Consider the following 24,754-nt stretch of genomic DNA (forward strand, 5'->3'; position numbering starts at 1 on the left):
TACCCTGACAAATTCACAGACGAGCTTTACCTGACATTTTCATTGACGCTTGACAATATTTTTCTTTTCATCTAATAATTTTTTTATTTCATCTATTAACACATCCACAACTTCACTTTCAGCCACCGTTTTTTCAATTTTCCCTTTTTTGAATAAAACAAAATTTTTATTTCCCCCCGCAATTCCAATATCCGCTTCTCTTGCTTCTCCGGGGCCATTGACAGCACATCCCATAATGGCTACATTTAAAGGCTCCTTTATGCTTGTAAGCCTTCTTTCAACCTTATCAGCTATGGAAATTAAATCAACATTACACCTTGCGCAAGTAGGGCAAGAAATAAGATTAATGCCATATTTTTTTAAATTAAGGCTTTTTAACAACTCTATGCCTACCTTTACTTCTTCTACCGGATCTCCTGTAATTGATACCCTAATAGTATCACCTATACCTTTGTATAAAAGGACTCCAATTCCTACAGAAGATTTTACAGTAGATTTTATAAGTGGACCAGCTTCAGTAACTCCTAAGTGTAAAGGATAATCAACTTTTTGTGAAACGGATTCATAGGCTTTTATCATTGTTAATACATCTGATGATTTAATAGAAATGACAATATCTGTAAAATCAAGTTCTTCCAATAACCTTACTTCTCGTAAAGCACTTTCTACTAAGGCATCAGCAGTAGGCGCTCCATACTTAGCTAACAATTCCTTTTGCAGTGAACCTGAATTGACTCCTATTCTTAAAGGAATTCCGTAATATTTTAATACCTTTACTACCTCTTTAACCTTTTCTTTATCTCCGATGTTTCCAGGATTTATTCGAATTTTATCAGCCCCATTTTTAGCTGATTCTATTGCAAGCCTATAATCAAATTGAATATCTGCAACAAGAGGTATATGAATATTCTTTTTTATTATTTTTAAAGCCGAAGCTGATTCAAAATTCGTTACTGCTACCCTTATAATATCACAGCCATATTCTTCTAATTTTAATATTTGTTCTATAGTTGATTTAACATCCTCAGTCTTTGTGTTTGTCATAGACTGCACCGTAATCGGTGCATCGCCGCCTATAAAAGTGTTCCCAACTCTGACTTTTTTTGTTAACTTTTTATTCATTCTTTCCACATTCATTTTATCATTTCCTTCTAATAAATCTCTTAAAAGCATTTTTTACTAATTTTTATAAAGGTGCTGAAAGAAATATTAATAAAACTTTATAAAATCTTTATAAGCTATAAAAATCGCTAAAAGGATTAAAAGTGCAAAACCTATAAAGTGAATCATTCCTTCTTTTTCAGGGTCAACAGGCTTTTTTCTAATAAGTTCTACCAACAAAAAAACTATTCTACTTCCATCTAAAGCAGGAATAGGAAACAGGTTAAATAACCCTAAGTTTATACTAATTATTGCAGCAAGGAAAATTACATTAAATATACCGAATTTAGCAGCTTCACCCACAATATGAACCATACCTACAGGCCCGACTAAATCTTGAGTTCTAATACCAGTAGTAACTATAGAAATTATTATCATTTTAACCACATAAAACATTCTATTAAAACCAAATATCAAACTCGGAAAAAAAGCGTATTTTATTAATTTTGATTTAATTCCTATTATCCCTCGTTTTGTTTCAGGATCTAACTGGGTTTTAACTTTAATAGGTATTATGTTTTCTCCTCTTTTGACTTCTATACTAATTTCTTCATTTGGCCTATTACTTATAATATCTACAACTTTTTCCCAAGAATAGATTTTTTCTCCATCGATCCGGTAGATTATATCACCGCTTCGAATCCCTGCATTAAAAGCAGGCGAGTTAGGTATTACATCAACCTTTGTAGTGGTAATGCCGGTACAAAAGGCCACTACTGAAAATAATAAAGCACCTAAAAAAAGGTTCATGAAAGGCCCCGCAAATACTACAGCCATCCTTGCTAATAGAGGTTTATTGGCAAAAGCTCGGGGGTCGCTTGTTTTCTCATCTTCGCCTTCTATTCGAACATATCCTCCTAAGGGGAATATTTTTAAAGAATAAACCGTCTCACCTATTTTTTTCGAAAAAATATTAGGGCCAAAACCAATTGCAAATTCATTTACTTTCATATCACTCTTTTTTGCTACAATAAAATGTCCAAATTCATGCGCAATAACAAGAACTCCCAAAATTAAAACAGACAGTAAAATAGTAAAGCCCATTTTTTTCACCTGCCAAACATCACTTTTTTACTAAGGGAGGAATAAGGCCAGAATGCACTGCTGCTCTTATTATCACTGCAACTAACGGTCCCAAAAAAAGTCCTAAGAATCCAAAAATTTTAATGCCTAAATATATAGCAATCAGGGCAATCGTTGGATCTAACCCCAAATTGCTGCCAATAACCTTGGCCTGAAGTATTTGCCTTGTACCTATAACTATAAGATAAATTATTAAAAGATATACAGCAAAATTTACATTTCCAATTATAATCAAATATAGCATCCAAGGTATGAAAATTAAACTCGGCCCAAATAAAGGAAGAATATCCAAAAGCCCACAAATTAATCCTAATGTCAAGGCATAATCTATTTTTAAAATATAAAAACCAATAATTGTTATAGCAGTAGAAATTACTACAAGAATTATTTGGGCTTTTATCAAGCCAATAAAGGATAAAAATAATTCTATTTGTATATTTTCCAATTTTTTATGAAGGGAGTTAGGAAGAACATTCTTTAATGTATTTAATATTTTATACTTATCCTTTGAAAAAAAGTAACTGGAAAGAAAAGTAAATATCAAAAATAATATCAATCCAGGAATTAGTATTAATTTATTTACTAAAAAGCTATAAAAATTTGAAATATATGATGAAATATATGTTATAATTTGATCCCAGTTATTATTTAAATAGTCAAGGGTTTCTTTGGGAACATATTTTGAAATATAATAAAGTATAAAACTTAATTTATTCCATAACTCATAAATTAAATTATAATAATTAGGAAGAATAGTTACAAGTTTGCCCAATTCAACGGTAATCCTTGAAATACTTAAAATAGATAAATAAATAATTAAAGTAAATATCCCCAGCAATACTAATAATGATGAATAGCTTCTTTTTATCTTTAACTTTTCTCCTAATCTTACTAAGGGTTCAATTAAAAAGGCTATGATCGCTCCAAAAATAAAAGGTAAAAGGTATTTTATTGCCAAACCTACAATTATTGTTGCAACAATGATAGCAATGCTAAGGTATAGGAGGGGTTTATACTCATTTTTCAAAACCATTTTAACCCTCCTTTCATTATTACAATCACTATATAATAATATGCTACTGGAAATGAAAATAGAGTACTGTCAAACCTATCTAATACACCACCGTGTCCAGGAATAATTCTTGAAAAGTCCTTAATTTTGCAAAATCTTTTTATCAAAGAACAAGAAAGGTCCCCAATTTGGGAAAAAATTCCTATTAAAATTCCTAAAAAAATAGAATCATATAGCTTCACAGAAGGTAAAAAATAATTTGCAAATATTAAGCTTGCTATTATGCTCCCTGCCAATCCTCCAATGCTGCCTTCTATGCTTTTTTGTGGACTAACTCTTGGAATTAATTTATGTTTTCCATAAAGCATACCTACAATATAAGCAAAAGTGTCGCATGCCCATGTAGTAGCAAAAACCCACCATACATAGTAAATACCGTTTTCTAAATTCCGCAACAATAAAAAATGCAAAAACATTACTGAGGTATATATAAAGCTGAATAATGTAAAGACAATATCGGTCAGGTTATCTTTGTCATTATTAATTAGTGTTGTCAAAAAGCTCATCATAATAATAATAGAAAAAGGAAAGAAAATAAGCTGAATGTTAGGGAGAAAATAGACAAAAAAAAGCAAAAATAAATTTAAAGCGATAGTATAAACAATTTTAATCTCTATGCCAATTTTCTTAAAAGCGTTGTAGAGTTCCCAATTAGCAACTGTATTTAGCAAACCTAATAATAGCAAAAAAGTTATTTTGCCTATATTTATAACATAACCTAAAATCAAAACCCCGATTATTGCACTTAAACTTCTTATTATAAATTCATTTTTTATCATTTTTATAATTTAAACCCCCAAATCTTCTATCTCTTTTCTGAAACTCCGAAATAGCCCTCAATAAATCTTCCTTTTTAAACTCAGGCCATGGTTTTTCACAAAACCATAACTCAGTATAGGCTATCTGATATAATAAGAAATTACTTATCCTTAATTCTCCACTCGGACGGATTAAAAGATCGGGGTCAGGCAAATCTCCTGTGTAAAGATATTTTTTAAAAAGTTCATCATTAATTTCATCTACTTTAATAATGCCTTCTTTTACTTTCTCTGAAATAATTTTACATGCCCTTAAAATTTCGTCTCTTCCCCCGTAATTCACTGCAATATTTAAAATTAATCCTGTGCTATGTTTAGTTTTTTCAACAGATTTTTTTATTTCATCAACTACTTTTTTAGGTAGCTTTTCAATGTCCCCAGAAACCTTTATTTTTATGTTATTTTCTTTTAGCCTATCTGTTTCTTTTTGTAAAAAATATCTCAGCAAATTAAAAATTGTGCTTACTTCCTCATAAGGTCTTTTCCAATTTTCTGTAGAAAAAGCATATATAGTCAATACTTTAATACCTAATTCTGCACAGCATTCAACAATTTCTTTTAAACTTTCGGCTCCTGCCCAGTGTCCTGCAATTCTCGGAAGCCCTTTAGACTTTGCCCATCTACCGTTCCCATCCATTATTATAGCAATATGTAAAGGAATTTTTCCTTCTACCATAAAACCTCCTAAATAAATCCACACCCCCTTAATTAAAGGGGGCGACTTTTTAAGGTTTAAAATAAGCAACTAAAATATTCACTTTTGAATCTCTTAAAACTGCCCTAACTACAACTTTCCTTGTAAAATCCGTATTTTTTTGGGGGGGATAAATGTATTCAATAGAATTTACGATAATATTTTTTTCCTTTAATATTTTGATTGCTTCATCCAAATCAAGCCCTATCAATATATCTAAAATTTTACTATACCTCCATTATTTCTTTTTCTTTTATATTGTATATTTTATCAATTTCTTCAATAAATTTATCTGTCATCTTCTGAATATCATCTTGAGCCCTTTTATGTTCATCCTCGGATATTTCACCATTTTTCTCCATTTTCTTCAACTGTTCGTTTACTTCACGCCTGATATTCCTAATATGCACTTTAGCCTCTTCGGCTTTTTGCTTAGCCATTTTTGTTAGTTCCTTTCGTCTTTCCATGGTAAGAACAGGCAACACTAATCTAATTACCTTGCCATCATTTGTAGGGGTAAGACCTAAATCAGATTTTAAAATAGCTTTTTCAATAGGTTGTAGCATTTTTACATCCCAAGGCTGAATTACAATCATCCTTGGCTCTGGAATATTTATGGTAGCAACTTGGTTTACCGGTGTAGGAACACCATAATAATCCACCATTACTTTGTCAAGAAGTGCGGTTGAAGCCCGTCCTGCTCTGATTGTTGCCAAGTCCTGCTTTAAAATAGAAACAACCTTATTCATCTTTTCCTCAGTTTCTTTATAAAACTTTTTGTCCACAAATTAACCCCCTTTTACATAAGTTCCAATATTTTCACCAAGGGCTGCTTTTACAATATTTCCGGGTTTGTTGAGGCTAAAAACTATAATAGGAATTTTATTATCCATACAAAGAGAAGTTGCAGTAGAATCCATTACCCCAAGTCCCATATTTAATATATCAATGTAATCAAGGCTATCAAATTTTTGTGCATTGGGATTTTTTAAGGGATCAGAATCGTAAACACCGTCAACCCGTTTTGCAAGCAGTATCACATCAGCTTCAATTTCAGCAGCACGAAGGGCAGCTGCAGTATCCGTTGAGAAAAAGGGGTTACCCGTTCCAGCAGCGAAAATTACTACTCTACCTTTTTCGAGATGCCTTATTGCTCTCCGCCTTATATAAGGTTCTGCAATTGCTCTCATTTCAATAGCAGTTTGAACCCTCGTTTCAATATTCCTTTTTTCTAAGGCATCTTGAAGCGCCAATGCATTAATAACTGTCGCCAGCATGCCCATATAATCTGCCGTAGCCCTATCCAATTGAGGGTAATTTCTACCTCGCCAAATATTTCCTCCTCCTACTACCACCGCAACGCTTATTCCATATTTTCTAATTTCTTTAATTTCTTCTGCTATTGCATCAACAACTCCTTGATCTATACCAAAACCCTTTTCTCCTGCTAAAGCTTCTCCGCTTATTTTTAATACAATTCTATTGTACTTTAATTTCTGCATTTATTGACCCTCGCTTTTAAAAGTTAATTTTTATCTTTTAAAAAAGAGACACGAATAGTGTCTCTTTTTATTAAAAATATTATTCCCTACCTTTAGTATCAATTTCACCCTTTTCAAAACGAACAAACCTTGAAATAGTTATATTTTCACCTAATAATGCAATCTTTTCCATTATAAGCTGTGAAACTTTTTTGTCTGGATCTTTTATAAAGGGTTGTTCTAATAAGCAGTTTTCTTCAAAAAATTTTTCCAATCTTCCTTCAACTATTCTATCCACAACATGTTCGGGTTTTCCTTCATTAATAGCTTGAGTTCTAAGAATTTGTTTTTCATTCTCAATAACTTCTGAGGGTACATCTTCCCTTTTTATGTACTTTGGATTGGCAGCAGCAATTTGCATAGCAAGATCTTTTACAAGGGCTTTAAATTCATCATTCCGTGCAACAAAGTCTGTTTCGCAGTTGACTTCTAACAAAACGCCAATTCTCCCGCCGCCGTGTATATAAGCATCAATTATTCCTTCCTTTGCCTCTCTCCCAGCTTTTTTAGCAGCCTTAGCAAGCCCTCTTTCCCTTAGAATAATTACAGCTTTTTCCATATCTCCATTTGCTTCTGCAAGGGCTTTTTTGCAATCCATGATTCCAGCACCAGTTCTTTCTCTTAGTTCTTTTACCTGTTCGGATGAAATCATCATTAATACCTCCTGTTATATATACTTAGGGTAAGGATGGTCCCTCCCATCCTTACCCGTAAATGTCTTAAGCTTCGGCAGCGTTCATTTGTACTCCCTGTCTGCCTTCTATTACTGCATCTGCTATTTTTTCAGCAATCAATTTTACCGCCCTTATAGCATCATCATTTCCCGGTATTACGTAATCAACCTCGTCAGGGTCGCAATTAGTATCTACAATTGCTACAATAGGGATGTTTAACTTTCTTGCTTCTGAAACAGCAATTTTTTCCTTTCTCGGATCTACAATAAAAAGAGCATCAGGTAAAGAATTCATTTCCTTAATACCGCCTAAGTATTTCTCTAAACGTTCTTTTTCTTTGCGGAGGTTCAACACTTCTTTTTTAGGCAAAAGTTCAAAAGTTCCTTCTTCTTCCATTTTCTCAAGTTCTTTAAGTCGCTCTACTCTTCTCCTGATTGTCCTAAAGTTTGTCAGCATTCCGCCAAGCCATCTTTGATTTACATAAAACATGTCGCACCTTTTTGCTTCTTCCATAACAGATTCCTGAGCTTGCTTTTTAGTTCCTACAAAGAGAATCTTTCCACCTTCAGCAGACAAATTTTTAACAAATTCATAAGCTTCTTCTAATTTTTTAACAGTCTTTTGAAGGTCAATAATATAGATGCCATTTCTTTCTGTAAAGATATACTCCTTCATTTTAGGATTCCATCTTCTTGTCTGATGCCCAAAATGTACTCCAGCTTCTAATAGCTGTTTCATTGAAATAATTGACATTAAAATACCTCCTTTTGTTTTTCCTCCGCACAGCTCATCTTTCAAAAAGACCTATTTTTTAGGCACCCTTTTTGAAATCGCTGGCGTGAGTATTCTGCAATTTACCGGAAGTTAGTATATCATAAAATAGCTTCTTGTGCAATATCATATCGTTCTAATTTTAAAGAATTAGACCATTTACCGCACTTGTCCCCCCATCTTCCTATTATGTTTTTACCAGAGTAAATTTGTACAATCTCACAACGGTTTACACATCCCTTACATTCAAACATTTCTGTTTCATACTTTAAATTAACAAGCTTAAATCCCACAAATTTCGTCCTTTTTGAATTGGTTTTTATAAAATTCTTGGCAAGTAAAGCAGCACCTATAGCACCCATGACATCGTAATATTTTGGAACTTGGACAATTTCTCCTAATTCCTCTTCAAATGCCCTTCTTATTCCCAGATTTGCTGCTACCCCACCTTGAAAAACAAAAGGTGCTCTTAATTCTTTCCCTTTTGCGACATTTGCTAAATAATTTCTAACCAACGCTTGACAAAGCCCTCTTAATATATCCTCAATTTTGTAACCCATCTGTTGCTTATGTATCATATCTGATTCAGCAAAGACGGCACATCTTCCGGCAATTCTTGTAGTTTTTTTTGACATTAGTGAAAGCTCTCCTACTTTTTCAATAGGTATACCCAAACGTTCAGCTTGTCTATCAAGAAAAGAGCCTGTTCCAGCAGCACACACTGTGTTCATTGCAAAGTCCACAACCACTTTATTTCTAACAATTATTATTTTTGAATCTTGCCCTCCAATTTCAATTATAGTTTGGACATCAGGGAACTCTTTGACTGCAGCAACAGCATGAGCTGTTATTTCATTTTTTATTATATCAGCCCCAAGAATTGCACCCGCTAAAAGTCTTCCGCTTCCGGTAGTGCCTACTCCAATTATTTCAATGTTTTCTTTAAAATCACTCAAAAGATTTTCTAACCCCATCTTTATTGTTTCAATTGGTTTACCCATAGTTCTTAAATACAACTTGTATAAAATTTCTTCATTTTCATCTAATAATACTATATTTGTGCTTACTGAGCCAACATCAACTCCCAAAAAACATCTCATTTGAAAAAGTCCTCCTCTTTTTCTTTTGATTTATTAAATCAACAAATGCTTCTAATCGGGTTCTTAAACCAACTTCCACAGAATGTTCATCTAGCACCAACGTCATAACCGGAATCTGAAACTTTTGTGAAACCTTTGGTATTGCGCTTTTTGCGACTATTTCAGGCATACAAGTGAAAGGCAAAAGATGAATTACTCCGTCAAAACTTTTTTTAGAAAAGTTTACAATTTGAGCTATAGATTCTTGACCATGGCCACCCACAAAATGTCCTATATATGGAAAAGCGCTTTTAACAACCTCTCTATGATCCTTAGGTTTTAAAAAATTTGGAAAAAGGTTTCCCTTAACCCAATCGGTAATATATATATTTCTTACCGTTTCAGCACCTAATTCTCCCAATTGTTTTTCAACATTCAAATTGGCAAAAGGTTCCAATACTGTATAAATTTCTCCTACAATACCTATAATTATTGGGTTTTCCTGGTTTTCCTCAATTTCCGATAATTTTTCTTTTACTTCTTGGTCAAATTTTTCCAAACTCTTTTCTTCTGAAATATTTTCAATCCTTGCGAGCAATTCTCTATAAACCTTATCCGTCTTTCCCATTATTTTTTCTTTTGCCCTCTTTTTAGAGATCGCCTTTTCTAAACTGTCTAAAATTATTGCTTTTTTCCAAGCAAATTTTGCTGAGTTTATTAAAGAAGACATATCTTTTTTAAACAGCTTTTTAAAATTCTTAATAAGTTCAAACAAATGCCCCTTTGGAGGTTCTAATACTATCATTTCAAAATCATATCCCTGTCTTTTTAATATCTCTCTTTCTATTTCACAATAATACCCAAAGCGGCAAGGGCCTATACCTCCTGCCATCACTATAGTATCAGCGCCCTTTTCAAAAGCTTCTACAAAATTACCTAAATTTATTTTTAAAGGCAAACATGCAAATTCTGGAGCAATTTTAGTCCCTATTTCTAAAGTTTTTTTGCTGCAAAGGGGAGGTACCACCACTTCATTTCCTATTCCCTCAAAAAAGGTTTTTAAAGGTATATATACATTGCCCATATGGGGGAAAGTTATTTTCATTTATAAGCCCTTCTCCTTTCTAATATATCTACAAAGGCTTCTAACCTTGTATCAAATCCTGCTTGACCTGAATGTTCATCTATATATAAATGAAGATATGGAATATTATAATCCTCACCTATTTTCATTTTTACTAATTCACCGACAATTGAATCTGGCCCGCACCCAAAAGAAGCCACGTAAATAATACCGTCAACTTCTTTATTTCTTAATGTTAAAAAAGCACTTTCTATAATATTTCTTTCAATGGTCCAAAAAAGCTTTTTATTTAAGGACAATGTCCCACGTAAATTATTTTCTTTTTTTATAATTTCAGGAGTAATAATTTTTATATTATAATTTTTTAGTTTTTTAATAAGGCTCATACTAATATAATCATCGTAAATATTATAGGGATGGCCTAATAGCAGCACTTTATATTTTGATTGAACTATCTCTTTTTCTTTCGAACGATAATTTACAACATTTTGATATAAATCTAATCCTTCTTCTTCCAAAGGTAAAATTTGATACTTTTTTAATTTCTTTTTATAGTAGTAGTAATGATAAAGGGCATAATAAAACGCTTTAATAATTTCTTTTTTTGTTTTTCCCAATTTTTGACCGATATTAAAAAAATGTTGGTAAAAAGCCCTATTACTTTTATATAAATCTAATTTCTCATCAATTACGGGCATCTCTAAATCAAAAGTATTTTTTATCATATCAGGCAGTCCCATAAATTTAGGACATATATATTCCTTTTTGTTTGTACTTATTATCCTCGGAATATATAACACATCACACTTGTTACTTAAATCTAAAATATGTCCGTGAAAAACCTTAACTGGAAGACAGGCATCATCTACACAATTTTTTAAACCATTTTCCATTATTTCCCTATTTGTTTTAGAAGATATTATAACCTCAAAGCCTAATTTTTCAAAAAAAACTTTCCAAAAAGGATAATATATATAATAAAACAATCCTCTCGGAATTCCTATTTTCACCAGTAATGACACCCCCATATATATTTTTACCATTATATTCCATCATTATTCTGTTTAGTATTGGTTTAAAAACAAAAGTATAATTATTCTCGCAAGCCCAAATTTTACTAATATTAGTGGTAAGGGACTTTTAAATTTTGCTGTGGGGTCGATAATTTTTATTATGTCAATATCCCTTCTATCAGCAAAAATAAATCCCAAAACTATAAAAAAAAGAGGAATAGCCCATTTTAATAAAAAATTTGCATTATAATACGAAATTCTGCTAAAAATGCCACCAGCTGTTACCTGAGTGATCTGTGCATCCAATGCAAAAAATAATAAAAACTCAAATAATATTTCAAAAATTGATAAAGAAATTACAATATACCAGTATTTTAAATTTATAAAAAAGACCGTAAGTATCAAACCTATAATATCCATATACATAAAAATTCCTCACTTCTGTTTTGGGTTAAATAATATTGACATTAAATATCCAAAAAATATAGCTGCGCTAATGCCTGCGGCAGCAGAGGTAAGGCCGCCTGTAAAAATCCCCAACAATCCAAACTTATCAATATGTTCAATTACACCTTTTGTCAGGGTATGACCAAAACCCGGAAGAGGTATGAAAGCACCAGCTCCAGCAAAATCTACAAGTTGTTGATATATTCCCATTCCGCTCAAGATTGCTCCTAAGGAAACAAATAGCACAAGAACATGCGCAGGAGTCAAAGGAGTAAGGTCCATTAAAAGCTGTCCAATAACACATATTAGACCACCAACAATAAAAGCCTTAATATACTCCATTTTTAATCACCCTAATTATAAATTTTCTATAGAAACCGCATGAGCTATACAAGGTATTGATTCGCCTTGTTGGGTACTTGTAGTACTCATTAAAGCTCCAGTTGTTACCAATAAAACTTTATTAAATCTGCCCTTTTTCATTTCTTTATAAATATAACCACAAAATACCACTGCTGCACATCCGCATCCACTGCCTCCTGCATGAACATCTTGATAAGGACTAAATATCATTAAACCGCAGTCGGAGTATCTGTTTGAAAGATTTAATCCTTTTTCTTTTAATAGATCTTCTGCGATATCTTTACCTATGCTTGCTAAATCCCCAGTAACTACAAGGTCGTAATAATCTTGACTTCTTTTAGTATCTTCAAAATGTTTAACAATTGTATCTACCGCTGCAGGTGCCATAGCTGTGCCCATATCATTTGGGTTCTTTTCACCCATATCTATTACTTTACCTACTGTGATATATGTTATTCTTGGATTGTCAACTTTGCTTGAAATAACAGCTGCACCAGCTCCTGTTACAGTTGTTTGGGAAGTTGGGGGTCGCTGAGTACCAAATTCCAAAGGAAATCTATACTGCCTTTCTGCCGTACAAAAATGACTTGATGTAGCAATTACCACATTATCAGCAAATCCTCCATCTACAATCATAGCACCAAGAGCTAATCCTTCCGCCATAGTTGAACATGCCCCGTAAATCCCCAAAAAGGGCAATCCCAAATCCCTTGCTGTATATCCTGCTGAAATTATTTGATTTAGCAAATCGCCAGCAATAAAATATTCGATAGCATTGTAAGGTATTTTGCTATTTTTTATTGCCATTTCAACAGCTTCCTTCATCATTTTTCTTTCAGCTTTTTCCCAACTTTTCTCTTGATAATACATATCGTTTATAATCAAGTCAAAATAGTCCTTTAAAGGACCTTGCCCTTCCTTAGGACCGACAATTGACGAAACACCAATAATTGATGGAGCGTTTTCAAGCATTATTGTTTGACTACCTATCTTTTTATTAGCCATAATATTTTCCCTCACAATTTTAAGAAATAATATATAAAACCTATTATCATAGAAATCGTCATACCATAAACAATAACTGGACCTGCTACAACAAACATTTTAGCGGCAACCCCGAATATAAACCCTTCTGCTTTAAATTCCATTGCTGGTGATACAATAGAATTGGCAAATCCAGTAATAGGCACTATCGAACCCGCTCCCGCCCTTTTCCCTATTTGATCATAAATACCCAATCCTGTTAAAAAAGCCCCTAAAAAAACCATTGTAGCTGAAGTTGCTGGCGGAGCTTCTTTTAGTTTATCCAGCCCAATAGATACATAAAAATTTAAAATTATTTGGCCTATAGTACAAATAATACCACCTACAATAAATGCAGAAATTACATTACGCAAAACAGGGGGTTTAGGTTTTTTAGTTTTGGCAAATTCTTTGTATTTTTTTTGTTCTAAAGTAATGTCAGACTTTGGCATATAATTCTCCTTTCATATTAAAGCGAGCACTATTTAGTGCTCGCTATTTAGGCTTCTGTAGTCCCATCAACCTTAAAGGCAATCGCCACATCCGCTTTATACTCTACTATTTTACCGTTTTGTACATTTGCAGTTTGATTCAACACTTCTACTCCTGTTATATTTCTAATCGTCTTTGAAGCATCTTTTACTGCATTTTCTATTGCTTCCTGCCAGCTATTTTTTGATTCACCAACAACTTCAATTACTTTTACAGTCATATTTATCCCTCCCAAAACTTAATTACATTTATATTTTTCCCTTGATTAAAAACTATATTCTCCTCTATTAACATCACAAATTTTGCACTTTTGGGTATTTTATTCTTAATTTCTTTATAATAATATATTCCTGCAAAACTTATAAGAAATATTAAAAAAAGAATTATAAATTTAAAAATTTTGCTTTGAACACTTTTCATCCCATAAACACCCCTTTAAAGGTATTATTTTACTATAAAAAGTTTTTTATACAAAAAAATAAAATAAAAAACTGCGATTTCTCGCAGTTAATTAAAACATCATATTTCTCATCTTTTGTAAAATTCTTTTTTCAAGCCGAGATACCTGAACCTGAGAAATACCGAGAATTTCAGCAATTTGGGATTGAGTTTTATCTTTAAAATATCTCAAAAATATTACTTTTCTTTCAATTCCTTCCAATTTAGATATAGCTTCTTTTAGAGATATATTATCTAAAATAGAAATCATATCTTCTGGGTTAGTTTCAATCTTATCTAAAACATAAATAGGATTTGAATCATCTTGATACGCTACTTCATTTAAAGAAATAATAGGCTTTGACGCTTCTAAACTCATATTTATCTCTTCTATAGATATTCCAAGTTCTTCAGATATTTCTCTTATTGTAGGTTCTCTTCCAAGTTGTTTTTCTAAAAACTCTTTAGTTTTTTGTATCTTGTAGGAAATTTCTTTTATCTTACGTGAAATTTTTATTGTATTATTATCCCTTATTTGCCTTTTTATTTCTCCAATTATCATAGGCACAGCATATGTAGAAAATTTCACATTATAAGATAAATCAAATTTGTCAATGGCTTTTAAAAGCCCTATAGTCCCTATCTGAATTAAATCCTCAAGCTCAAATCCCCTGTTCTCAAATCTTTTTGCAATGTTATATACAAGAGCAAGATTCCTTTGTATCAATTTTTCTTTAGCTAGTTCATCACCGCTTTTTGCTTTGCTTAAAAGTTCAATATTTTCCTCATACATGATATCAGCCCTCAAGATTTTTTTGATTTTATCTTTTTATACATTTTAACAGTCGTACCTTCTCCTAACTTTGATACAACTTCCAATGAATCCATAAAATTTTCCATAATAGTAAAGCCCATCCCCGAACGATCTAACTCGGGTTTCGATGTCCATAAAGGCTGTTTAGCTAACTCAACATCCTCTATCCCTTTTCCCCAATCCTGGACCCAAATTTCTATTCCATCTTCATAAAGTACAGCTTTAATTCTGATTATTCCCACTTTATCCTCATATCCATGAATAATTGAATTTGTAACAGCTTCTGACACTGCAGTTTTTATATCTGCAATTTCATCCAATGTAGGATCTAACTGAGAAGCAAATGCCGCAACGACTACCCTCGCAAAAGACTCATTTTGGGATTTGCTTAAAAAATCTATTGTCATTTCATTTAACTTTTCCATAAAACCACTCCTTATAATTTTTCTACTGCTTCATTTTCGTCCGTGTAACACGGGATTATACTGAAAAGACCGGAGATATCAAAGACTTTTTTTATCCGTTCGTTGACATTGCAAACTCCCAAAGCCCCACCTATGGATTTAATGCTTTTATACCTCCCAAGCAGCATTCCTATTCCCGAACTATCCATAAAAGTCACATTTTTGAAATTGAATAATATTTTTTTTATATTTTTTTTACTCATTGCGTAGTCTATATCTTCTTTTATACGATCCGCAATATGATGATCAAGTTCTCCTTTTAAATTGACAATCATTACATCCTTAATAAACCTGAAATTTGCCCCCTCTTGCAGCATCACACTGCCTCCTTCAAAAACAAATGTTGGTAAAATCAAAGCTTTAAATACTATTTCTACAATTTTTTGTAAAATCCTTCCTATAATGCCTTTAAAATATAATAAGGTGCACTTATTAAAGTGCACCTTGTGTTTTTAAAACTATAATAATCCCCTTATCAGATTTTTTAAAATATCAAAATAAGTAATTTTCTTTACATCCTGTTTTGCAACCAAATCTACTTGCCCTATTTCCTTATTTTCTTGATAAACCTTTAAAACTCCCACTTTCTCACCTTTTTTAACAGGAGCAATTATTTTATCTGGAATTTCTATTTTTGTAGTGATCTCGTTTTCTTTTCCTTTTTCAACAAGTACACTTTTATCCTCTTTATACACTATTTCTATATCTTTTTGTAAACCTTTTTCTACTTTTATCCTTTTTACCGTAGCTCCTTTTTTTGCAACAGTTACAGAATTAAAATATCCAAAACCATAGTCCAATAATTTCTTAGTATCCTCAAATCTATCATTAGAAGAGGCTGCATTCATTACAACAGAAATTAGTCTTAAATCTCCCCTTTTTGCACTTCCTACAAAACAAAATCCTGCTTTTTCATGATACCCAGTTTTTATACCATCCAAACCTTCATATTTTCCTAACAATTTATTTGTATTTGCAAGCATTGTTGGTTCACGTTTTTTATCAGTATGTTCTAAATAATCTACTAATTTTGTTGACCATTCGAAGAATTTGGGATACTTTATAAGCTCCTTTGCAATAATTGCTATATCGTAAGCAGTGGTATAAAGATTAGGGTCAGATAATCCATGAGGATTTGTAAAATTGGTATTTTTTAATCCTAATTCTTTTGCTTTTTCATTCATCATCCTCACAAAACCTTCTACACTTCCACCAATATGCTCTGCTACAGCCACTGAAGCATCATTAGCAGAAGAAATAACTATACATTTTAAAAGCGTTTCTAAGGTTTGAACTTCTCCTGGCCCTAAGAAAACTTGACTTCCTCCTGTTTTCCAAGCCCTCTCGCTAACCTTCACTTGATCGTTAAAATTAGCTTTGCCCTTTTCAATTGCTTCAAAAGCAATAAGTAAGGTCATTATCTTGGCAACACTTGCAGGTTCTAACCTCTGGTGAGCATTTTTTTCATATAATACCTTGCACGAAGAAGCATCTATTAATATTGCTGAAGGAGATTTAATACTCGGTTGATTTTGCAACACCCGAGCCTGTGCAGTAAAGGGAAATAAATAAATTGTTAAGAGTAAAATCATGTTAATAGCAATGATTTTAATAAAAATATTTTTTATATATTTCACTTACATTCCTCCTTTCACTCATAGAATTTCCTTCACGGAGGAATGTTATTCATTAAGCTCTAAGCTCTCGGGTGTGTCTTATCATAGACCTCCCTGATTTTTGTTTTTGTTAAATGTGTATATATTTGGGTTGTTGAAATGTCAGAGTGCCCCAGCATTTCCTGAACAGAACGTAAATCCGCACCGTTTTCCAACAAATGAGTAGCAAAAGAATGCCGCAAAGTATGCGGTGTTATTTCCTTTTTTATATTTGCTTTTTTTGCATATTTTTTGATGATTTTCCAAAAACCCTGACGGGTTAAACTTTTACCTTGATGGTTAAAAAATAAATAATCAGATTTTTTATTTTTTAATAACTTTTCTCTAACTTCTTTTATATAATGATTAAGATAATTTATTGCAACGGAGCCAATAGGAATAATCCGCTCTTTTGAACCCTTTCCCATGCATTTTAAATAACCCATTTCTAAATTGACATTTTCTACCTTTAATGATACCAATTCAGATACCCTTATTCCAGTTGCATATAATAATTCCAACATGGTCCTATCTCTAAATCCCCATAAATCTTCATCATTGGGCTGAGATAAAAGTTTTTCTACTTCTTCCACTGTGAGTACCCTGGGTAACTTTTTTTCCAACTTCGGAGTTTCTAAGTTATAGGTTGGATCCTCTTCAATGACTTTTTCTCTTAAAAGAAAATGATAAAAAGACTTTATTGCCGCCAATGATCTTAAGATACTGCTGGAAGCCCTTTTGTTTCTTTGTAAAAATAATAAATAAGAAATAACATTTGCCCTATTGACTTCTTTAAAAGATTTTATACCAATGTTTTTTATGTAATTAATGAATTGATTAATATCATTTTTATAAGATAAAACAGTATTATTAGATAAGCCTCTCTCAACTACTAAGAACTCTAAAAAATTTTCTAATATTTCTTCCATTTTTTACCACCTTTACCCTTTATGAAAAATAATTTGCAATAATTCTAATTAGAATGGGAGAAATGTAACCTTCCAAAAGGCTTGCTAAAAGTAAAAAAATAGAAAAGAAAAAAGAAGAAAAAAGATAACCTATTAAGAGATTACCATAACTTTCCTTATAAAACCTTTCTTTAGATTTTAGAAGTGCAAAAGCATAATACAGAGCAGTTACCCCAATGGACAAGATTCCTAATATTATAAAAATATTTTGAGGAAGTATTGTTAATATTGAAATCAGAAAACCTTTTAATCCAAATTCTGCAATAAAAAAACCTGTCGTAAATCCTAATATAAACCCTCTAAAAAATATTATAAAAAATATTAATGGGAACCCAAAAATAAGAAGCCCTGAAATAAAGATTGTAATAACTGTTTTAATATTATTAGATAACGAAGTGTAAAAAACATTGGAACTATCTAAATCAATGTTGTTTAAGTTTATAAAGAACATATTTAAATATTTTGTTAGTTCTTCTCTTTGCAAAGGCGATAGAAGATTTACAGTTAGACTACCTGCTATAATTCCAATTATTAACACTATTGTTAGTAAAATATAAAGTCCTATATTTTTTTTTATAAATTCGATAATAATATCAACTATATGGCGCAAAATTTATCTCCCCCCGTCCACTTATAAAATAATTATGCGGGGGATAGCAATAATATAACTTAAAATTACTCTATAATTATTCTACCGTAAATTCCTCCACCACCCGATTTAAAATCTAACCTTCCATCTCGTATTTTTTGAATCTTATTTGCAATTTTATCTCCACAGTATCTTGCAATTTCCCCTATCTCAGCAAAATATAACACTGTAATTTCTGTTTTAAACTCTTCTAACAGTAGCTTTCTTGTTTTTTTACCTATACCTGGAATGAACTCTAAAGGGAAGTGATAAATATATGGTGGTCTATGTTCTGGTTTTTTATAGTCTTTATCTTTTATTAAAAACACCCTATCAAGTACTCCAACTACCACCCTTTCATTTTTACAATTAGGGCAAGAAATTACAGGTGGCTCATTTTCAGCTATAAAACCGCACTTGTCACATCGCGTTCTATGGTATTTTCCGAGCTTGGGATTTAGTCCATAATTGGATGTTATCTTCGATTCCCCTTTTTTCTGTAAAAATATTGATTCAAAATTCAATTCTTCAGTAAAAAATTCATTAAACTCTCTACCTATTTTTTCTAAGGAATGAGCATCCGAATTTGATAAAAAAATCTTGTCCTCTAATTCGCATATATGATCAGCCATAAAAGAATCGGCACTTAAACCCAGTTCAATGAATTTTATTTTTTCAAAACAATTTTCAAAAGCATAAAACAGTCTATCAAAACAGGCATAAAAACTTTTAAAAGGAGTAAATATATGAGCTGGAATCAAAACACCACCCAAATTATCAGCAATTTTGACCAATTCTTTTGCATTTATAGAAGCTCTTTGAGAACTCAAATTTATATTTTTTACATATTTTTCCATTATTTTTGAAAATTCTTTCATTTGCTTTATTTTCGGAAAATATACTAAGCTGTGTGCTACACCTGTTTTTTCTAATGTTTCAACTTCACTTCCTAAAAACAAAACTATTTTTTCTTTGTAAATATAACCCCCCTTTTCTAATTCTATTAAATCTCCTTTATTAATAAGTTCGTCTATTTCTTCTAATACGTTAGGTGAAGCTGAATCAACTATGCCTACAATATTTAATCCTTTTTCCAATAAAGCTGTATTCAAAATATTTTCCAACGTAAGATCTGATGAAGCAGTAATCTTTACAGGTTTCCCTTTAGCTTTTCCTATATGTATGTGTAAATCAGCAAATACCATCATTTAGATTATTCCCTCACTTATGAATTTTGCAGCAATCAACAATCCTACAAGAGTTTTTCCATCCTTAAACTCTCCTCTGTATGCCCTAAGCACTGCTTCCGAAAAAGGTATTTTTTCAAGGCTAATTACTTCATCTTCATCCTGCGACCCTTTCTCTTCATAAAGGTCTTTAGCTAAAAAAAGATACATTCTCTCATCAGAAAAACCCGGTGATGTGAAAAAATCTGCAAGAAAAATGAGTTTTCCCGCTTTAAAACCTGTCTCCTCCATTAATTCCCTTTGGGCACATTCTTCTATATCTTCATCCCTTTCAATTTTGCCTGCAGGGATTTCTAATAAAACCCTTTCAACGGCTTTACGATACTGTTTCACCATCAAAACTTCATTTTTATCATTTATGGCAACTATTGCAACAGCACCGGGATGCTCGACTATTTCTCTCGTAGACTCTCTTCCATTAGGAAGCCTTACTTTATCAAGTCTTAAATTAATAACTCTCCCCTCAAAAATTCTTTTTGATTCTATGGTTTCTTCGTAAAACTCCATCTATTATCCCCCTTAGTATATAATATTTTCTGCAGCAAATACCCCTCCTGCTGCAGCAGTTAAAAAATAATAGGACTCTTGTTCATAATCTTTCCCCATTGTTACTAAATTGAAATTAATTCCTCTTAAATATTCGATTCCTTTTTTGCCTTCACGAAAAATAACTTCATGTTTTTCTAATATTTTATACTCATTAAATCTTTTTAAAATCAATTCCCTTGTTTTTACATCTATTTCCTCGGAAAGAACAACAAAAGCTTTGGTTAAAGCTATCTCTGATAAAGCGGTTAAAGTATGATGACTTACTAAATAATGCCTTTCCCTTTTGTCGTTTAACATTATTCTGGGAACAACAATTGCTTTCCCCTTTAATACATTAACGGCATTTACAGCTTCACCCTGAATAATTCCAGTATTTCCATATTTTGTTTCTGTACCTACAATTCCAGGACCTACGCCTACAATGACTATATGGCACCCTGCTGCCTTCGCTGCAATTAATCCCGAATACAGGGTTATAGCTTCCAAATCACCGCCAAAAGCATGCCCTACGGTGATTGTCAAATCTAAAAGCTTCAGCTTTTTTAGCACATAAACCGTTTTACTAAAAAAAATCGGTAAAGCCCCTCCATCTGTCATAATATACGCAATATTTACATTGTCATTTAAATATTTTATTGACGCACATACAGCAGCTATAGCACTGTGTAATGGTACAATTACAACAGGCATCCCTTCTAAAGAGGTTGTATTTTCTATCTTTTCCCTCAAACTGCTTCCCTTTTCCTCCACAGATAAACATTTTACTTGCAAGGGAGTGTACCTTAATTTCATTATATGTCCTTTTTGACCAATATCAAGATGGGAATTGCTAAAATTATAAATAATAAAATTGTAACCACCACTGCCGAGGTTTAAAAATAGCGCTGTAGTATTAAGCACCACTTCATCTTCAATATTTACCGGACCGGTCATCTGAACGTAATTTATTGCTTTTTGCATGATACCTTCAACTTCTACTAATACTTCTTCCATACCTTCCCTTTTTTCTATAATCTTTTTAACTTTACCCCTTCTAAGCCTTATCATAAAACCTTTATCTTTGTTCACCTCATCTTCCCCCTATTTTATCTAAAATTTTAGAAATAGAGTATTTCTCAGCTAAGACGTTTACAAAAATTAAAAGAGACAAAAGAATTAACTTAATATTAGGAGGAAGTATCCACGAATAAATTATGCCCAAATTAATGCCAAGTACGTTTGCTCCCGTATCTCCCATCATTATTTTTTCACCCACATCATATGGTAAAAATACAAAAACCGAGCAAAACAGAGGAAGCATTAGCCATATTCTATAAAAACTTTTTTTATAAAATTCTATTATCATCGCTAAAATACTTAAAACAAGATAAAACCTACAAGCTCGTCCAGGCCTCATATCTAAAAGATTTATAATATTAATAAAAAAGCATATAAAAAAAGTATCGAGAATTAAAAAATAAATATTATCAATATTTTTTACAAAAGAAATTAAAAAGGAAATTAAAAAGCCGAATACAGCCTTTAATACCCCTGTAGTCAAATTTCCTTTAAAAAATGAAAAAAAATGTCCCCTAAAACCTTTTACATTTCTCTGGCCAAATGTGTCGTCAATAAGGCCGAAAATTCCCATTGTCAAAGTTCCAATGAGGTTTAATAAAATAAACAACCTTTCGCTAAAAATTGTAAAAATTGTAAATAAAAATATACTCATTATAGAATTTACGATAATAAAAATTATTCCACCAGCTGTGGGAATTTCCACACCTTTGTAGTTTTTCCTTTTTGTAACATCCCATTTTAAAAATTGAATCATTAAATACTCGGTTAAAATTATAGAAATTACTATAATCATGCTTTCACCCTTAAAAATCACTCTCAATCAAAGTTTAAATTTATTTTTTAAAAAGCATAAGTATTAATTTATATTTTTTTATAACATTATCTACTTCATCCACATATTCTATCTTTTTTTCTTTAAAAAATCTTTCGTCTTTTTTTGTAATGGGAAAATCCTGAGCAACAACAATAGAAATATTATTACCTTTATATTTTTCTAAAGAGCTAAAAACATTAGGAGTCAATGCATCATCACTACCCTTTTCCCTAAAAAATATAATAAAATCACTATCTAAAGGAAGACTTACCATTTCATTTATATTTAGAATTTCTATTTCCGCACCGGTTTTTTTCAAAAACTCTGCAAATTTTTCTCCATCGTTCTTTTCTAATGTTAATACTATTATTTTCTTGTTTAAAAGTTTGTCTTTAAATATTTCCCCTAAATTCTCTTCTAAAAAAGCATAATCTTCCTTTTGTTTTTTTATTAATTCAATTTCTTCCTTTGCTCTTTTCTCATCCAATTCTTTTAATTTGTTTAATGCCTTTTCCAATTGTTCAATCGTATTTTTTTGCTGGTAAACCAGAATCTCATTTCCGTTTATTGAAAAACCCGTTAATAACCCAATAGTTAATGAAATAAAAATCGAAACTATTAAAACAGTAATGGCTTTAAAATGATACATTTTATCACCTCAAAATTAAAACATCATTAAAGCCAACTTTACTTTTAAGAATAAAAGTTTAACAGTATGCAATAAAAAAGGTGAATTTATTGTAATTATAAGAAGGGGGATAACACCTGTTAAAACTAAGGTAAAAATTAAATCAAAATTACCCGCCCTACCTTTATAAAGTTTATTTACCCCCTTTGCATCAATAAGTATATGGCCCACTTTTAATCTCACTAAAAAAGTACTAGCCATCCCGCTTCTGCCTTTTTCCAAAAAGTCTACTAAACTTGTATGGGTACCTACCGCCACAATTAAATCAGCCCCTTTTTCAAAGGCAAGCAAAAAAGCTGCATCTTCACTTGTACCTGATACTGAAAAAATACCGTAATTTAATCCTAATTTTCTTACCCTTTCAATTCCTGGTGCTCTTCCATCAGGGTAAGCATGAACAATTATTTCAGCACCACATAACAAGCCTTTATCGGAAATACTATCCATATCACCAATTATAATATCCGGTTTATAACCAAATTCTAAAAGAGCATCAGCTCCTCCATCAACTCCTACTAATACTGGTTTCATTTCTTCAATATAATCCCTAAGTATTAACAAATCCTCTTTATATTCGTGCCCCCTTATTACTATCAAAGCATGTCTTCCTTTTAGATTAGTCTTAGTCTCTGGCACTTTATAATTTGAGGTTATAAGGTCTTCATTTTTCTTAATAAAATTAATAGTATTTTCCACAAAATCTATAAGGTATTTGTCCATATTTTGTCTTGCATAATTATTTTTAATTTTTATGTATTTCAAATCAACAAATTGTCCTCTTGCAAAATAATTTCCGTTTACATATACATCGCCATTTTCTTTTACTATTACAAAGTCACCTTCTTTTATACTGCCCTGAAAAGTTGAAATAATATCGATAAGAGGAATTTTTGAATTAATTAAAATTTCTGGGCCTTTATTTAAATATTGCCCGCTGTGGGAAGGTTCAAAATTAATTACAGCTTTTACCTTTTTTTCTACTAGACTTGCAGCAGCTATTACATCCAAATCTTTATGAAAAATAACCGCAATTTCTCCAGGCTTTATTTTATATAGTAAATTTTTTGTCTTTTTATCCACACATGCCCGCCCGCAAATCATAACTTACTCCTTTTATTGAACAATTATTTCCACATATAGTATTCCATTTGTTTCATTCAAAATACAAAAAGCGCGTTTTTTATCCGCGCTTTTAATCAAAATATTACACTGCAATATTATCAAACTTTTCCATTCTAATTTTATCAGCTATCATTGCTATAAATTCGGAATTTGTCGGCTTTCCCTTCTCTTTTGGTATTGTGTAACCAAAAAGGTTGTTAATAGTCTCTATGCATCCCCTATTCCATGCTACCTCAATAGCATGTCTAATTGCACGCTCCACCCTGCTTGGTGTGGTATTATATTTCTTTGCGATTGTAGGATAGAGAACTTTTGTTACCGCCCCCAGAAGTTCAATATTATTGACAACCATTGCAATTGCATCTCTTAGATAAAAATATCCTTTAATATGAGCTGGAATGCCAATTTCATGAATTATGTTTGTTATTTCCATTTCCAAATTACAAGCTGAACTTTTCTGGCCATCATCTTTTTCCTCATGGCTAATAATAGAAGTAGGAGTAAATCTATTTTCCTCTTTTGCAACTTCTCTTATCCTTTCTGCTAGAACACTAAAATCAAAGGGTTTAACTATATAATAATCCGCACCAATCATTAATGCCTTTTGTGTGAACCGATCCTGCCCAACGGCAGAAAGAATAATAATCTTAGGTTTTAAATTTTGCCCCATTAATCTTTCAACAACTGCTATGCCATCTAAATTTGGCATTATTATATCGAGTATTAATACATCAGGTTTTAATTCCTTCACCGCTTCTATAGTAGAATATCCATCATAAGCTATACCTACCACTTCAATATCTTTTTCTTCGTTTAAAAATGTTTGCAAAAGTTCGCAAAAATCTTTGTTATCATCAGCAATTAAAACTCTTATTTTGTTATTCCCCCCCAAACTAAAACCTCCCCTATCAAACAATATGAGAAATTTTTTAAACAATAAAATATATTCGACAAATATAGGAAAAAACCTCCTTAATTTACATAAAAATCTAT

General features: G+C 31.7%; 31 protein-coding genes. All 31 read right to left on the reverse strand.

Annotated elements, in window-relative coordinates; all coding sequences use genetic code 11:
- Nucleotides 1-39: 39 nt before the first annotated feature.
- A complete protein-coding gene (ispG, locus tag ACPLVF_RS09335) occupies nt 40-1,137 on the reverse strand; it encodes a flavodoxin-dependent (E)-4-hydroxy-3-methylbut-2-enyl-diphosphate synthase (RefSeq protein WP_424907566.1) in 1,098 nt (365 codons plus the stop codon).
- Between the two features lie 72 nt (nt 1,138-1,209).
- On the reverse strand, nt 1,210-2,205 hold the full coding sequence (rseP, locus tag ACPLVF_RS09340; protein ID WP_424907567.1) for an RIP metalloprotease RseP: 996 nt from the start codon (nt 2,203-2,205) through the stop codon (nt 1,210-1,212).
- A 19-nt stretch (nt 2,206-2,224) separates the two neighbouring features.
- Nucleotides 2,225-3,277, reverse strand: coding sequence for a sporulation integral membrane protein YtvI (ytvI, locus tag ACPLVF_RS09345; RefSeq protein WP_424907568.1), 1,053 nt, complete (start codon nt 3,275-3,277; stop codon nt 2,225-2,227).
- Nucleotides 3,268-4,095 (reverse strand): phosphatidate cytidylyltransferase, encoded by an 828-nt coding sequence (locus ACPLVF_RS09350; protein WP_424907569.1) that lies wholly within the window; start codon nt 4,093-4,095, stop codon nt 3,268-3,270. Before ACPLVF_RS09350 ends, ytvI begins: the two co-directional genes overlap by 10 nt.
- On the reverse strand, nt 4,082-4,810 hold the full coding sequence (locus ACPLVF_RS09355; protein ID WP_424907570.1) for an isoprenyl transferase: 729 nt from the start codon (nt 4,808-4,810) through the stop codon (nt 4,082-4,084). Before ACPLVF_RS09355 ends, ACPLVF_RS09350 begins: the two co-directional genes overlap by 14 nt.
- A 49-nt stretch (nt 4,811-4,859) precedes the next feature.
- A complete protein-coding gene (locus ACPLVF_RS09360; protein ID WP_424907571.1) occupies nt 4,860-5,039 on the reverse strand; it encodes a hypothetical protein in 180 nt (59 codons plus the stop codon).
- A gap of 16 nt (nt 5,040-5,055) precedes the next feature.
- Nucleotides 5,056-5,577 carry a ribosome recycling factor gene (gene frr, locus ACPLVF_RS09365; protein WP_424907605.1) on the reverse strand — a complete coding sequence of 174 codons (522 nt, stop codon included), beginning with the start codon at nt 5,575-5,577 and terminating at the stop codon, nt 5,056-5,058.
- Nucleotides 5,578-5,616: 39 nt separating this feature from the next.
- A complete protein-coding gene (gene pyrH, locus ACPLVF_RS09370) occupies nt 5,617-6,330 on the reverse strand; it encodes a UMP kinase (RefSeq protein WP_424907572.1) in 714 nt (237 codons plus the stop codon).
- A 79-nt stretch (nt 6,331-6,409) separates the two neighbouring features.
- Entirely contained in the window at nt 6,410-7,021 is a 612-nt protein-coding gene (tsf, locus tag ACPLVF_RS09375; protein WP_424907606.1) for a translation elongation factor Ts, read from the reverse strand.
- Between the two features lie 67 nt (nt 7,022-7,088).
- Nucleotides 7,089-7,796 carry a 30S ribosomal protein S2 gene (rpsB, locus tag ACPLVF_RS09380; RefSeq protein WP_424907573.1) on the reverse strand — a complete coding sequence of 236 codons (708 nt, stop codon included), beginning with the start codon at nt 7,794-7,796 and terminating at the stop codon, nt 7,089-7,091.
- Between the two features lie 119 nt (nt 7,797-7,915).
- Entirely contained in the window at nt 7,916-8,914 is a 999-nt protein-coding gene (locus ACPLVF_RS09385) for an acyl-CoA dehydratase activase (RefSeq protein WP_424907574.1), read from the reverse strand.
- A complete protein-coding gene (locus tag ACPLVF_RS09390) occupies nt 8,892-9,998 on the reverse strand; it encodes a CoA protein activase (protein WP_424907575.1) in 1,107 nt (368 codons plus the stop codon). Before ACPLVF_RS09390 ends, ACPLVF_RS09385 begins: the two co-directional genes overlap by 23 nt.
- Complete coding sequence (locus tag ACPLVF_RS09395; RefSeq protein ID WP_424907576.1) at nt 9,995-10,987, reverse strand: acyl-CoA dehydratase activase-related protein; 993 nt, start codon at nt 10,985-10,987, stop codon at nt 9,995-9,997. Before ACPLVF_RS09395 ends, ACPLVF_RS09390 begins: the two co-directional genes overlap by 4 nt.
- 54 nt (nt 10,988-11,041) lie before the next feature.
- A complete protein-coding gene (locus tag ACPLVF_RS09400) occupies nt 11,042-11,416 on the reverse strand; it encodes a hypothetical protein (protein ID WP_424907577.1) in 375 nt (124 codons plus the stop codon).
- A 9-nt stretch (nt 11,417-11,425) separates the two neighbouring features.
- Nucleotides 11,426-11,779, reverse strand: a complete 354-nt coding sequence (spoVAE, locus tag ACPLVF_RS09405) for a stage V sporulation protein AE (RefSeq protein WP_424907578.1) — start codon at nt 11,777-11,779, stop codon at nt 11,426-11,428.
- A gap of 15 nt (nt 11,780-11,794) precedes the next feature.
- Nucleotides 11,795-12,805, reverse strand: a complete 1,011-nt coding sequence (spoVAD, locus tag ACPLVF_RS09410) for a stage V sporulation protein AD (RefSeq protein ID WP_424907579.1) — start codon at nt 12,803-12,805, stop codon at nt 11,795-11,797.
- A gap of 11 nt (nt 12,806-12,816) precedes the next feature.
- A complete protein-coding gene (gene spoVAC / locus ACPLVF_RS09415; protein ID WP_424907580.1) occupies nt 12,817-13,275 on the reverse strand; it encodes a stage V sporulation protein AC in 459 nt (152 codons plus the stop codon).
- 47 nt (nt 13,276-13,322) lie between these two features.
- Nucleotides 13,323-13,535, reverse strand: a complete 213-nt coding sequence (locus tag ACPLVF_RS09420) for a dodecin family protein (RefSeq protein ID WP_068748550.1) — start codon at nt 13,533-13,535, stop codon at nt 13,323-13,325.
- A 291-nt stretch (nt 13,536-13,826) separates the two neighbouring features.
- Nucleotides 13,827-14,546: a SigF/SigG family RNA polymerase sporulation sigma factor gene (locus ACPLVF_RS09425; RefSeq protein WP_424907581.1), complete on the reverse strand. Its 720-nt coding sequence runs from the start codon at nt 14,544-14,546 to the stop codon at nt 13,827-13,829.
- An 11-nt stretch (nt 14,547-14,557) separates the two neighbouring features.
- A complete protein-coding gene (gene spoIIAB, locus ACPLVF_RS09430; RefSeq protein WP_424907582.1) occupies nt 14,558-14,992 on the reverse strand; it encodes an anti-sigma F factor in 435 nt (144 codons plus the stop codon).
- A gap of 11 nt (nt 14,993-15,003) precedes the next feature.
- A complete protein-coding gene (gene spoIIAA / locus ACPLVF_RS09435; RefSeq protein ID WP_424907583.1) occupies nt 15,004-15,348 on the reverse strand; it encodes an anti-sigma F factor antagonist in 345 nt (114 codons plus the stop codon).
- A 141-nt stretch (nt 15,349-15,489) separates the two neighbouring features.
- Nucleotides 15,490-16,668 (reverse strand): D-alanyl-D-alanine carboxypeptidase family protein, encoded by a 1,179-nt coding sequence (locus ACPLVF_RS09440; protein WP_424907584.1) that lies wholly within the window; start codon nt 16,666-16,668, stop codon nt 15,490-15,492.
- A gap of 59 nt (nt 16,669-16,727) precedes the next feature.
- Nucleotides 16,728-17,615 (reverse strand): site-specific tyrosine recombinase XerD, encoded by an 888-nt coding sequence (xerD, locus tag ACPLVF_RS09445; RefSeq protein ID WP_424907585.1) that lies wholly within the window; start codon nt 17,613-17,615, stop codon nt 16,728-16,730.
- Between the two features lie 19 nt (nt 17,616-17,634).
- Nucleotides 17,635-18,264, reverse strand: coding sequence for a stage II sporulation protein M (spoIIM, locus tag ACPLVF_RS09450; protein ID WP_424907586.1), 630 nt, complete (start codon nt 18,262-18,264; stop codon nt 17,635-17,637).
- A 65-nt stretch (nt 18,265-18,329) separates the two neighbouring features.
- A complete protein-coding gene (locus ACPLVF_RS09455) occupies nt 18,330-19,490 on the reverse strand; it encodes an endonuclease Q family protein (protein ID WP_424907587.1) in 1,161 nt (386 codons plus the stop codon).
- Nucleotides 19,491-20,036 carry an NUDIX hydrolase gene (locus ACPLVF_RS09460; RefSeq protein ID WP_424907588.1) on the reverse strand — a complete coding sequence of 182 codons (546 nt, stop codon included), beginning with the start codon at nt 20,034-20,036 and terminating at the stop codon, nt 19,491-19,493. It lies immediately after the preceding gene.
- Between the two features lie 12 nt (nt 20,037-20,048).
- A complete protein-coding gene (locus tag ACPLVF_RS09465) occupies nt 20,049-21,146 on the reverse strand; it encodes a DUF3866 family protein (RefSeq protein WP_424907589.1) in 1,098 nt (365 codons plus the stop codon).
- A 1-nt stretch (nt 21,147) separates the two neighbouring features.
- On the reverse strand, nt 21,148-21,930 hold the full coding sequence (locus tag ACPLVF_RS09470) for a UDP-N-acetylmuramyl pentapeptide phosphotransferase (RefSeq protein ID WP_424907590.1): 783 nt from the start codon (nt 21,928-21,930) through the stop codon (nt 21,148-21,150).
- Nucleotides 21,931-21,970: 40 nt separating this feature from the next.
- Nucleotides 21,971-22,600, reverse strand: a complete 630-nt coding sequence (locus tag ACPLVF_RS09475; protein ID WP_424907591.1) for a copper transporter — start codon at nt 22,598-22,600, stop codon at nt 21,971-21,973.
- Between the two features lie 15 nt (nt 22,601-22,615).
- Nucleotides 22,616-23,740 carry a putative cytokinetic ring protein SteA gene (steA, locus tag ACPLVF_RS09480; RefSeq protein ID WP_424907592.1) on the reverse strand — a complete coding sequence of 375 codons (1,125 nt, stop codon included), beginning with the start codon at nt 23,738-23,740 and terminating at the stop codon, nt 22,616-22,618.
- Between the two features lie 103 nt (nt 23,741-23,843).
- Nucleotides 23,844-24,653 carry a sporulation transcription factor Spo0A gene (gene spo0A / locus ACPLVF_RS09485; protein WP_424907593.1) on the reverse strand — a complete coding sequence of 270 codons (810 nt, stop codon included), beginning with the start codon at nt 24,651-24,653 and terminating at the stop codon, nt 23,844-23,846.
- Nucleotides 24,654-24,754 lie beyond the last annotated feature (101 nt).

The sequence above is a fragment of the Thermovenabulum sp. genome (assembly GCF_049701175.1).
Lineage (GTDB): Bacteria > Bacillota > Thermosediminibacteria > Thermosediminibacterales > Thermosediminibacteraceae > Thermovenabulum.